Origin of the sequence: Paenibacillus sp. RC84, from assembly GCF_041260495.1 — a bacterium.
In the GTDB taxonomy this organism is placed as follows: Bacteria; Bacillota; Bacilli; order Paenibacillales; family NBRC-103111; genus Paenibacillus_F.
The window spans coordinates 293,464-303,010 of sequence record NZ_JBGBYL010000011.1 but is presented as its reverse complement, the minus strand read 5'-3'; the positions used below and the strand labels follow the sequence as shown (position 1 = coordinate 303,010).

Sequence of the window (9,547 nt, the reverse complement as noted above, 5' to 3'; positions counted from 1 at the left end):
CCGGCTACCTGCATGTATTCGACTCCATCATGTCTCATACGTCCGTTAAAAGGTTCAAACCAGCGTACACCGATACCCATAACCTTCCGGGCACTATATGACCGCGGCCCCTCTTTACCGTTGTGGTAGGTCTTGCCTACTTCGATATCCTGTGGTGACATCGTTTATCCCTCCATGTGGGCGCTATCGTCTATTTCGAGCGCTGCCGGACGTGGACAGTAATAATCCGTCAGTACCGACTTACCGCCGCGCGGAACTGCTACGATGTAGCGGACATACGGGGTGTAGTGGGTGTCAAATTTGCGCTGTGCTGGCCTCATATCGACCGGCAGTTGCCGCAGCGCGTTTGCGTTCGGCGTCAACACCGCGTACACCGTGCCGCGCTTTTCCTTGGTCGATCCGCCGGCTTGGCTGGTCCACTTTACCTTGTCTCCGACTTTAAAGTTCATCTTTATTTCCTCCTGATTGGTGTAAATAAACGATCCAGTCTAGCCGATATAAATGGGATAATCATACAGATAAGGGGAAATGTTTTTGAATAGTACAAATATGATTGCTCTTTCGTCTCTTGTATTAATTGCTTTGGTAATAGTAGGTTTAGAAATTTCTTTATACATTAAGTTCAAGAAAAAATTATTAAGTTCGTTTAAACATCTAACTGTAGTTGATGTAATGTATGAAGAACATCGTCCAATTGAATCTTTATATAACTCATACAAGAAGATACCCAAGGCTAAATTTAAAATTGTTATGATGAGTCTCAGATCAGAGGACAATACAACCAACTTTATAAGTACTTTCATAGATCTTTTAGTAAAATTGATTTTTACGACAATCTTAGCAGCACTTAGTGCGTCAGTAGCTGTATCAAGCACTAGCTTAAATGCCCTGAATGCTAATAGAGAGTATATCCAGACCAATACAACCTCATGGAGTAAAAGTGTAGGAGAGATTTTAGAAGGATTGAAGCTAGGGATTGAAACTTATTTCTTTTTTTATTTGGTTGCCGCTTTAATTTTCATGGCAGCTACAATTGATATCTTTTTTACATATAAGAAACAAAGACTACTAAAAATGCATCTAACAATTATTGATCAAATTGAAAAAGAATACAAATAGCTATCTTCAAGGCCCCGAAGGGCCACATTTAAAAAGGAAGCTCTTCATCCGGAACCGTAGCTACCGGCTCAATCGCCTTGGCTACGGCGTTTTTGTGTGCTTTCAGCTTGCTTTGCAGCGTGATCGGTGCCAGCCCTAAGCTCTCCGCAATGCCCGCCATCTTCTCGCCGCGATATTTACGCTGCAGTACATCTCCGAAGTCGATTTCGTTTCCTTCAATTGCGGGAGCTTTTCCATACGCGATGAGCTTTTCGATTGGGTCGATATCGTCCGGCAGAATGGTAATTGTGACTTCAGATTGGTCCTTTTCAGGCTGCTCTGCCTCGGATTCATCAACCCCGACCGGCACATCATCTATGCTCAACTGCTCCGAATCAACCTCAGTCGTCCCGTCACTGTTTACCGTGTACTCGATGCCTTCGTGATCGTCTTCGTCCTCGTTGAAGTCGTCAATATCAGTTTGAGCGGAATAAAGATCCACGAATCCGATACCCTGTTTCTTCAACTTATAGAGAGTTAAAATCTGCTCATCCGATAAGTCGCCGCGCACTGTAAGTTTGATAACTTGCTCATCTTTCTTGTTAGTATTGAGATCGGTAAAGTTAATTTTCACAGTCGTTTTCATATGGTAATCTCTCCTTAGAGTGGTTTAATTGTTATTTCAATTCGAGGGGTTGAACTGTAACGTTTACGAGCTATCAAGTCAGCAACTTGACTATCATCCTTCCAAATGATCCCTTTGAGTGCATCTTTTATGCCCTTAACGTAGTTATCAATGTCCGGCTTAGTTATGGGTAAAACGAGGCCATCTTCTGCAGCAAGGGCTTTCTTTTTACTGAAACTTTTTGGCATTGACCGATACACGTTAACTTCCAAAATTAATGGATGCTCCAGCAAGCTAGTTGGTCTGTGTTCACTTGCGGCTAGTTTTACATAGTCCTTGAAATCTCTCGATTTTTTAGGGTCATATGCTTTAACAAAACCGCCAACAGTAGAGAACTTTGGCCTTCCTTGTGCTACAGGTTCCCCGAAAACCGTAAATTGCAGCGATTTCTCATTCAACGTCTTCGCCCCCAGATCGTTCTGCTATAAATGGATTTATAAAGAGGCCGTCCGGTACCATTGCTTGTGTTTTTAAAATTCACCCGGTAATATTCCTCTGCTTCCCTTTGCAGCTTCTTCCGGCAGGGATCGCACACTGGAGCTTGAGCAAATCTTCGACCACCCAATCTCAAGCAGCCAGGAACCGAACATTTCATAGCGCTTCTCTCCTATCACAGTATTGTTTAAGCCCCAGGGCTTTCGCTTGATAACTGACCATCTGGACCGTAGTACCAAGCATTTCAGCAATTTCATCGGGGAACATACGCGGATAAAGTCTGACCAAGTCCGTCACCATCAAAGGCGACCATCTGCGGCGCTGTAGCTCCCTGGTTACCTCGTACCGAACTTGCAAGTCGTTGTCTGGATCTAGCGCAACGATAAGCAACTGTTCCTTCGTGGCCTCTTTAATGGCATTTTCAGTAACCATTGATTACCCTCCGACACTTCCAGTCACATTAAGATCAAAAAAATATTCTCTTGCTCAGACGGTAGGCTCTTGCCTCTTCATACCAATCGTCGTACTTGGCAAGTAAAGGCGCTTTTTCATCCTCACTCATAAGAGGGTCTTCAAGCTCCTTAGCTTTGTTCACTAGCCATGCACAGGTTTTTTCGTATTGCTCGTCATTTTCGATTTTTTTTGCCACCTAGCACACCTTCCCCGGATACACGATCCAGCTCCTTGTACCGCTGATACCACCACTCAAACTTATACCGAAACCGGTTTTCTCCAACGTTTCGCCCTTTTGCGAAGTAAGAGCGGACCACTTTGCAGTTATCTTCGAGGTCGCCGCGCTTGTGCCAGAGGAACTCGACTACGTCCGCATCTTGCTCGATGCTGCCCGATTCTTTAAGATCTGATAGCTTAGGCTCCTCACCGTTGTCGCTTTCCCTGGTCATTTGAGATAGCATGACAAAGCAGAAATTATACTGCCGGGACAGCGTTTTAGCCGTAGATGTCACTTTGCCAATTGCCTGCGCCCGGTGCTCGTTTTTACGCTGCGGGATATTCATGATCTGCAGGTAGTCAACGAATACGGCGGCTATCTTTCCGTGCTTTTTCTTGAATCTGCGTACCGTGGCGCGGATGTCGTCAATCGTTACACCCGGCTTATCCTGGACATAGATTGGTAACCCATCCAGCTCATCGAGCGCTTTATCAATCCTTCGGTGTTCGTCTTCCGTTAGCTCTTCCTTCTTTTGAGTCAGCCTGACATAGTTAACACCTGCAATACTGGATACCCAACGGTCCTTTAGCTCGTTCTCGCCCATTTCAAGGCTGAACACCAAAACCACACCGCCGTCAGGATTGTGTTTGGCGACTCCGTAAGCGAGCTGGAGAGCCTTTGCCGTCTTCCCTACACTTGGCCGACCCGCTAGGATATAAAGCCAGCCGCGGTGTAATTGCGACCACTCGTCATACTGCTTAAACCCCGTTCTCAGTCGTTCAGCTACACTCGTCAGATGCTTTTTATAAGCCTGCCGACTCTCAGACATACTTCTCATTTCCCCGGATTCCTGAGGGCGGATGTCGGACACAAGCTCTTCGACTGCCGAGAACATTTCCTCTTCCGTCTCATAGTCTCCATCGACTTCATCACGGATTTTGTCCGTTAAACTGCGTATCCGTTTGCGATTTCCGTTTTTACGAACGATCCGAGCATATGAATCAACCGCAGCCTTAGAAGATGAAGGGCAACCACTGGTTAGCTGGGATAAGTAGCTGACACCGCCGAGTTGAACGAATTCTTCTTTCCGCTTTTCTGTTCTGGTATACATTTCAGTGACTGTCATGATGTCAACCGGCTTATCGATTGAATCCAGGTAATCAATTACTCTCCAAAGCATCTCATGAGCGCCGGTAAAGTCTCGTGGCTCAAGGAAACGGATCTCGTCTATCCGGTCATTGTCTAGCAGCACCGCGCCGAGTACTGACTGTTCGGCCATAAGGTCGCTATCAAGGGATAAAAGTGAATTCGCTTGGGTCATTGCCACCCCTCACCCATTCGTCAAATGCTATTTGTTCCAGTGAAACGTCTGACGTCCCAGCTTCCTCTGGCAAATAATCTTTCCAGCGCTCTTGTCGCAAAAATGTTGCCGGTAACTTGATATACTGCTTATCTCGCTTGGAACGTTTACAATCTTCGGCGTAGTGCTTGGCTGCTGTAATCACTTCATCAATTGATGTTGGATTAAGAGCGGTCCAAGCTTTTTCAGCATCTTTCTGCGCTGCTTTCTTAGGGTATAAGTTCCAAAATTCTTCGAAACGTAGTAGTTTCTTTTCATTCTTATCATTCTTTACATTCTTGTTAGTTGTTAGTTCTTTGTTAGGACTTTGTTGACTGCCTGTTAATGACTTTGTTGGTTCATCTTCAATACCTTGATAAAAACCCCAGTTTACAACGGTTATAAGCCGATTCCGCATTGTTGATTCATTTGTTAAAAATTCGTGCTTTTCTAATTTCAACAAAGCAGTTCGAACGCTTTGAATTGACACATCAGAAGCACAATTTTCCTGTAAATGATCCAGCGAAGTTATGAATTGTCCTGGCTTCACGGAGTAGATTTCGCCCCGGAATTCCCATTGATTTGACTCGTGATTCGCCAGAAGCAAGACGGTCCACATAACGTCCCGTTGCTTGCTATTAAGCTGTTTATACATTGAGCTACGCAAAACTTTCCGGTGGAGTTTTATCCAACCTTGCAAGGGTCCTCACCTTCTTGAGAATGTTCAAGGAATTCCTCCTCACACGACCAATCTACTAAAATGAGTAATCTTGTTTACTTTCTTTGTCTCCCGGCAATAGCGGCACCGTTCGCACCTAATCGGCACCTCACGGCCACTTTTAACCTCAATAATCCGTTCCATGTTGAAACGTACATTGTCGATTTCAAAGCGAATGCGTTCCTGCTCAATGCCGCCGATAATCTCTTTGTCGGGCGGATCTTCCTTAGAAACGGCGACAACGATTGGCTCCAGCCATTCTTCTCGACCCACTTGAATTCGTTCCAGCTCGGCGTATATGGACATCTGTGTTAGGTAACCGTAAGCCTCCATAAATGAGGTATATCCGTAACCCGGCACCCAGCATTTATCCCTGATTCCCTTGACCGTCTTAAGGTCTGAGAATGTCCCTCTTTCCGGCGTGTACACATCAATCTTGGCTTTCCACCAGACGCCGCCGAATGGAGCCGTAACAATGACTTCCTTCTGACCAGACAGCGCGAACATACAATACTCATCTTGTTGAAGGGCCTGTATCATCACGTCACCATGCTTAAATTTGGCGTACAGATCACCGTTTTTTTGGAACATATCAGGATGCTCCGCCGTAAATTTTTCCAAAGTGCCGTCGAAAAAGGAATGTACATAAGAGCCGAGTAAAAGCGCGTCATTCTTAGGATCTTTCCAGCCGGTCAGCTTCGCCATAGCTCGGGCCTCACAGTCTATGAAGTCCTTATACTGGCTGTTGCTCATATATAGACTGTCAGCTTCCAGCGAGTAATAGTTATCCTCCGTGAGCTTAAGACTTGGACGGTTCATCCTTTGCCTCACCTCCGGTTTTCTTGCCTTTGAATTCTTGTTCCAGTTTGCTTGATGCTGCGTCGTCATTTCCTGCGGCTCTAACGTCGAAGTAATCTTCACGCTTTGCCATACCGTCTTTTAAAGACCTATACACATTGGAAAGCCGAACAAAATCGTTCTCCGAAAATGCATCAGAGTTGCAGCCGATGTATTTTTCAAGCATTGCCTTGGAAACTTGATATCCTTTATCAAAAGCCACAATCATGTCACGGATTCGATCACTTAGCGGCTTCGTGTTGCCACTGACCAATGTTCTCTTACATTGTTCGACGGCCGCCTCTACAACATCACCAGGTATAATTGCAAGAATGCAGGACCTAACACGCCGCGCTCCTTGATTTGCTACAGTCTCGTATATATCGCGTGGATCATCTAACTTAGTAGTTGAGGTTTTGGTTTTCCGTTCATGTTTAACGGTAAATACCTTAGTCTGCCGGGTATTCGTCTCCAAATCCCAAGCGTACGCCATTACCTGTGACTCACCGTTTTTCTGTTCCAGTTCTACCACGCCCGAGTCAATGTTCCCCCAGTTGCGAGCAATCTCTTCCGCGAGCCGTATAGATGGGCCAGTTACCTTTTGACCACCACGGGGAAATTCGTACATAGCGCCTTCAGCTAAGGACTTTCGTTCGCAGGATCGCATGATCCGTGTATAAGCCTCATGTTCATTCCGCGGGTACGACTTAGCCATGAATACAGCGGCTTTAACCTCTTCCGCTTGGCGACTGACCATAGCCAGAGCTTGCGGTTTATTGGCTTCAGAAGTGAGACTATTATTAAATAGTTGAATTTCGCTCATTGGAACCTCCTTGGAGTTGACGCCGCGCGTCTTGGATCAGATCCGGCAGCTTAACAGCTTCTTTCTCAAGCCATTCAGACAAGTCGGCCAATACGGCCCATGCTTCTCCTTCAAGAGACAGTACTTTTTCAACGATTTGTTGGATCTGGTCCAGTTCTTTCACCATAACCACCATCCAATCAGGGCGGCCCATCCGTATAAAGAAAGGACAGAGAGCACTCCTACAAAAAAGCCGAGTTCATTTTCTTGGTTCATTACTCGTGTTCTCCTACTGTTACGATATCAGCAACGGAGCGAGCGAGACACCGATCAGAACACCACAGAGCCCCAGATATTGTCCATGCAGATGCACCAACTTCAATTGGTTCATCACAGTCCTGGCAACGATAAGGTGATTCAGGGGCGTCCTGTGGATCGGGGCGGCCCACTCCAAAGCGATCAAGGTTCGGCATGCAGATCAGCCTCCAATTCGGTTATTTCATTTCTCAGCCATGCTACCCCGGAAGGCATGATGTCAGCGTTTAGTAAGCGATGCAGTTCAATCAAATGCCTGTGGATTTCGAACGATTGATTTAATTGCTTCAGACTCGTCATTGTTCTTTCTCCTTTCCGAATAGCAGCGGATCAATTCCAATGTAATGAGTAAGAAAAATTGTCGGTCGTCAGGATGAATGTGTCGAAGGTTACGAGATAAATCTATAAGGTCCAAGTTTTTATCTTCCGGCAACATCCAGGCCATATTGATCACATATCCAAGCGAGTGCCGAATGTCTTTGATAATTTGTTGACTCATTTACACACTCTCTCTTTCAACCAGAGGCAGAATGCCCTTCTTGCTTTTCAGGAGGTCATAGATAAACAGCCGGCCTTTCTGCGTCCACTGCGTGTACATTTTGCTTGTTTGATCATCTAAGATAGTCGTTTTACTTTGCGTATAACCTTTGTCCGCATGTTGTTGATAGAGGAGCCAGCATTCGCCTTGCTTATACTGCACCTTTAGTTCATGTAGAAGAGCATTCAATGTTTGCGCGCTCATGCCGTAGTCCTTCGATATTTTTGAGATTGCCACAGTGGATTTGTTTTGCAAAATCAAATCGTAGTAAGTTGCTTTCGGTCGGAGTTCGTTTATAACCTGATCTTTCTGTGCACTCTGTAGTAGAAGGCCCTCGTTCTTTTCGGCCAAGTTAGCGGCAAATCGGAGAGCTTCAGGTAATGATTGCGGAATATATGGGGAAGCAAGCTGAGTTTTCATCCGGTTGAATTCTGCAATGTATGTTTCTTTAAAGCGCGATGCTTCTTTACCGGTGTAGCCCATGACTAGGAACGAAAAACCGTCTTGAGTGATGATGTATTTAAGGTAGGTACGACCCCGATCGTTCGTGTAAGTTGACTCCTCAAAATTGAGGAGTGAGAATTCTGAGCTACATTCTAAAGATCGAATGTCACGCAATACATTATCGTGACTTCTATCAAACATTTTGGCTACAGATAAACTGTCAGTTACTAAACGACCATTAACAATAAATACGATCTTTATTTTACTCACCTTACCTTCGTATTTTTTAGTTACGTTACCGTTCATATAAATTACAAAATAGACATAAAAATATAAACCTAGCAGCAAGCTACTAAATTACACTTGCGTAACTAAAAGTTACGGTATATAATCAAATTGTCAGTAAGGATAACATACCGATACAAAATATTACGCTACATAACAAACTACAAAATTTTGAAAAACGGATGATTCGGGAATACTTCTTGGACCGGCCTTCCAAAAACTTCGGCCGTTTTCTTCATAATTTCCAAGCTAGTTCCCTTCCTCCCACTCTCGATGTTACGCACAGTGGTTTCAGAAACACCCAGCTTTTCAGCAAGTTGTTTTTGAGTTAGATCAAGTGACATGCGACATGAACGAAACGGATTCTCTATATTAGCGTTTACCATCCTACGTGTTCACCTCCTCTCGCTGCGGTATGATTGAATCATAGCACGTAACATTTGGTTACGCAACCGTAATTTTAAGTTACAATTTAATTTAGGAGTTGAGTCCTAGTGAATTCATTTGCAAAGCGCTTCGCCCAACTACGCGAAAAACGTAGTTGGACACAAGATGAACTAGCTGAAAAGCTAGGTGTATCACGAGTCAGTATTTCTAAATATGAAACAGAAGGACCTAAAGGCGCTACGCCAAAATACGATACTCTTGTTAAGGCTGCAGACCTATTCAACGTAACTACTGATTACCTTTTGGGAAGAAGCGATTCACCGTTTCGGGAAGAAAGTTCAATCGAAGGTTTGTCTGATGAAGAGCAGACAATGTACAAAAAGTTCATGTCTGAAACCGAAGAGTTATTTCGTGCGAAGGGTGTAACTGAAGAAAAGTTGAGGCAAGTTATGGGGTTTATGAGATATACATTCCTGTCTGATCTAGAAGAAGAAAAAAAAGGAAGAAATTCTAAATAACGTGTGATATATTAAACACAGAACCTGTCTTACATATGATGACAACTTTGACCATGGGTTCCAACCGGAACCTTTTTGGAGTAACCTCATTGTCATTCAACTGGTTGACAGACTTCCCGGAAGAATACCCTAATCGGGCATCTTCTTAGATTGCTGCCTTTGTCGAGCAGTGGGTTTAACTGGTATTAGCTCATAAATGTCTCTAGGATCAACACCCATAGTATCTGCAACGGAAAAAAGCGTAGGAACATTCATCTTCCGTTTTGGATCGGTACACCACACATGTACCTGCTGCCTGGAGACACCGAGCTTTTCAGCCAACTCTTGCTGTGACCATCCCAGTTCCCTCAACAGATCAACCAAATGGCAGCGTCCAAGGATATATTTCATTACGAACGCTCCATAGCATGATGTGATTATTACCACTCTATCGTAACAAAAATAGGAAAAGAATCAAAGCTCGGGGGAGTGTGCAA

At 44.5% G+C, this 9,547-nt stretch carries 16 protein-coding genes; 2 read left to right on the top strand and 14 right to left on the bottom strand.

Translation table 11 applies throughout. The features are described 5' to 3' along the window. Positions 1 to 164: 164 nt before the first annotated feature. On the bottom strand, positions 165 to 449 hold the full coding sequence (locus tag ABH899_RS24700) for a hypothetical protein (protein WP_370001312.1): 285 nt from the start codon (positions 447 to 449) through the stop codon (positions 165 to 167). Positions 450 to 534: 85 nt separating this feature from the next. Between ABH899_RS24700 and ABH899_RS24695 the strand changes: the two genes are divergently transcribed. Beyond that, on the top strand, positions 535 to 1,119 hold the full coding sequence (locus tag ABH899_RS24695) for a hypothetical protein (RefSeq protein ID WP_370001311.1): 585 nt from the start codon (positions 535 to 537) through the stop codon (positions 1,117 to 1,119). Between the two features lie 28 nt (positions 1,120 to 1,147). On the opposite strand, the gene ABH899_RS24690 is transcribed toward ABH899_RS24695, so the two are convergent. The 12 genes from ABH899_RS24690 to ABH899_RS24635 all read right to left on the bottom strand — a co-directional run bounded on the left by ABH899_RS24690 (position 1,148) and on the right by ABH899_RS24635 (position 8,552). Next, positions 1,148 to 1,744 carry a hypothetical protein gene (locus tag ABH899_RS24690; RefSeq protein ID WP_370001310.1) on the bottom strand — a complete coding sequence of 199 codons (597 nt, stop codon included), beginning with the start codon at positions 1,742 to 1,744 and terminating at the stop codon, positions 1,148 to 1,150. A 14-nt stretch (positions 1,745 to 1,758) separates the two neighbouring features. Further along, positions 1,759 to 2,181, bottom strand: a complete 423-nt coding sequence (locus tag ABH899_RS24685) for a RusA family crossover junction endodeoxyribonuclease (protein WP_370001309.1) — start codon at positions 2,179 to 2,181, stop codon at positions 1,759 to 1,761. A gap of 193 nt (positions 2,182 to 2,374) precedes the next feature. Next, a complete protein-coding gene (locus ABH899_RS24680; protein ID WP_370001308.1) occupies positions 2,375 to 2,650 on the bottom strand; it encodes a hypothetical protein in 276 nt (91 codons plus the stop codon). Positions 2,651 to 2,684: 34 nt separating this feature from the next. Then, entirely contained in the window at positions 2,685 to 2,867 is a 183-nt protein-coding gene (locus ABH899_RS24675) for a hypothetical protein (RefSeq protein ID WP_370001307.1), read from the bottom strand. Further along, positions 2,845 to 4,209 carry a replicative DNA helicase gene (locus tag ABH899_RS24670; protein WP_370001306.1) on the bottom strand — a complete coding sequence of 455 codons (1,365 nt, stop codon included), beginning with the start codon at positions 4,207 to 4,209 and terminating at the stop codon, positions 2,845 to 2,847. The genes ABH899_RS24675 and ABH899_RS24670 overlap by 23 nt, the downstream gene beginning before the upstream one ends. Beyond that, positions 4,178 to 4,927 carry a hypothetical protein gene (locus ABH899_RS24665; RefSeq protein WP_370001305.1) on the bottom strand — a complete coding sequence of 250 codons (750 nt, stop codon included), beginning with the start codon at positions 4,925 to 4,927 and terminating at the stop codon, positions 4,178 to 4,180. The genes ABH899_RS24670 and ABH899_RS24665 overlap by 32 nt, the downstream gene beginning before the upstream one ends. 39 nt (positions 4,928 to 4,966) lie before the next feature. Next, entirely contained in the window at positions 4,967 to 5,698 is a 732-nt protein-coding gene (locus ABH899_RS24660) for a PD-(D/E)XK nuclease-like domain-containing protein (RefSeq protein WP_370001317.1), read from the bottom strand. A gap of 46 nt (positions 5,699 to 5,744) precedes the next feature. Further along, a complete protein-coding gene (locus ABH899_RS24655; protein WP_370001304.1) occupies positions 5,745 to 6,605 on the bottom strand; it encodes a hypothetical protein in 861 nt (286 codons plus the stop codon). Then, positions 6,583 to 6,771: a hypothetical protein gene (locus ABH899_RS24650; RefSeq protein WP_370001303.1), complete on the bottom strand. Its 189-nt coding sequence runs from the start codon at positions 6,769 to 6,771 to the stop codon at positions 6,583 to 6,585. The genes ABH899_RS24655 and ABH899_RS24650 overlap by 23 nt, the downstream gene beginning before the upstream one ends. Positions 6,772 to 7,043: 272 nt before the next feature. Further along, positions 7,044 to 7,199, bottom strand: a complete 156-nt coding sequence (locus tag ABH899_RS24645; protein ID WP_370001302.1) for a hypothetical protein — start codon at positions 7,197 to 7,199, stop codon at positions 7,044 to 7,046. 199 nt (positions 7,200 to 7,398) lie between these two features. Next, on the bottom strand, positions 7,399 to 8,151 hold the full coding sequence (locus ABH899_RS24640) for a phage antirepressor KilAC domain-containing protein (protein WP_370001301.1): 753 nt from the start codon (positions 8,149 to 8,151) through the stop codon (positions 7,399 to 7,401). A 176-nt stretch (positions 8,152 to 8,327) separates the two neighbouring features. After that, entirely contained in the window at positions 8,328 to 8,552 is a 225-nt protein-coding gene (locus tag ABH899_RS24635) for a helix-turn-helix transcriptional regulator (protein ID WP_370001300.1), read from the bottom strand. Positions 8,553 to 8,660: 108 nt separating this feature from the next. Here ABH899_RS24635 and ABH899_RS24630 point away from each other — a divergent pair, with 108 nt between their 5' ends. Further along, positions 8,661 to 9,071, top strand: a complete 411-nt coding sequence (locus ABH899_RS24630) for a helix-turn-helix domain-containing protein (protein ID WP_370001299.1) — start codon at positions 8,661 to 8,663, stop codon at positions 9,069 to 9,071. Between the two features lie 129 nt (positions 9,072 to 9,200). Here ABH899_RS24630 and ABH899_RS24625 read toward each other — a convergent pair whose 3' ends face one another. After that, the gene (locus tag ABH899_RS24625) at positions 9,201 to 9,461 is read right to left on the bottom strand and encodes a helix-turn-helix transcriptional regulator (protein ID WP_370001298.1); all 261 of its coding nucleotides are present in this window, start codon (positions 9,459 to 9,461) and stop codon (positions 9,201 to 9,203) included. Positions 9,462 to 9,547: the final 86 nt, after the last annotated feature.

Excerpts from the sequence above, each read along its gene's own strand:
- ABH899_RS24700 (WP_370001312.1), bottom strand. The coding sequence starts at position 449 with ATGAACTTTAAAGTCGGAGACAAGGTAAAGTGGACCAGCCAAGCCGGC.
- ABH899_RS24690 (WP_370001310.1), bottom strand. The coding sequence starts at position 1,744 with ATGAAAACGACTGTGAAAATTAACTTTACCGATCTCAATACTAACAAG.
- ABH899_RS24680 (WP_370001308.1), bottom strand. The coding sequence starts at position 2,650 with ATGGTTACTGAAAATGCCATTAAAGAGGCCACGAAGGAACAGTTGCTT.
- ABH899_RS24670 (WP_370001306.1), bottom strand. The coding sequence starts at position 4,209 with ATGACCCAAGCGAATTCACTTTTATCCCTTGATAGCGACCTTATGGCC.
- ABH899_RS24660 (WP_370001317.1), bottom strand. The coding sequence starts at position 5,698 with ATGAGCAACAGCCAGTATAAGGACTTCATAGACTGTGAGGCCCGAGCT.
- ABH899_RS24655 (WP_370001304.1), bottom strand. The coding sequence starts at position 6,605 with ATGAGCGAAATTCAACTATTTAATAATAGTCTCACTTCTGAAGCCAAT.
- ABH899_RS24650 (WP_370001303.1), bottom strand. The coding sequence starts at position 6,771 with ATGGTGAAAGAACTGGACCAGATCCAACAAATCGTTGAAAAAGTACTG.
- ABH899_RS24645 (WP_370001302.1), bottom strand. The coding sequence starts at position 7,199 with ATGACGAGTCTGAAGCAATTAAATCAATCGTTCGAAATCCACAGGCAT.
- ABH899_RS24635 (WP_370001300.1), bottom strand. The coding sequence starts at position 8,552 with ATGGTAAACGCTAATATAGAGAATCCGTTTCGTTCATGTCGCATGTCA.
- ABH899_RS24625 (WP_370001298.1), bottom strand. The coding sequence starts at position 9,461 with ATGAAATATATCCTTGGACGCTGCCATTTGGTTGATCTGTTGAGGGAA.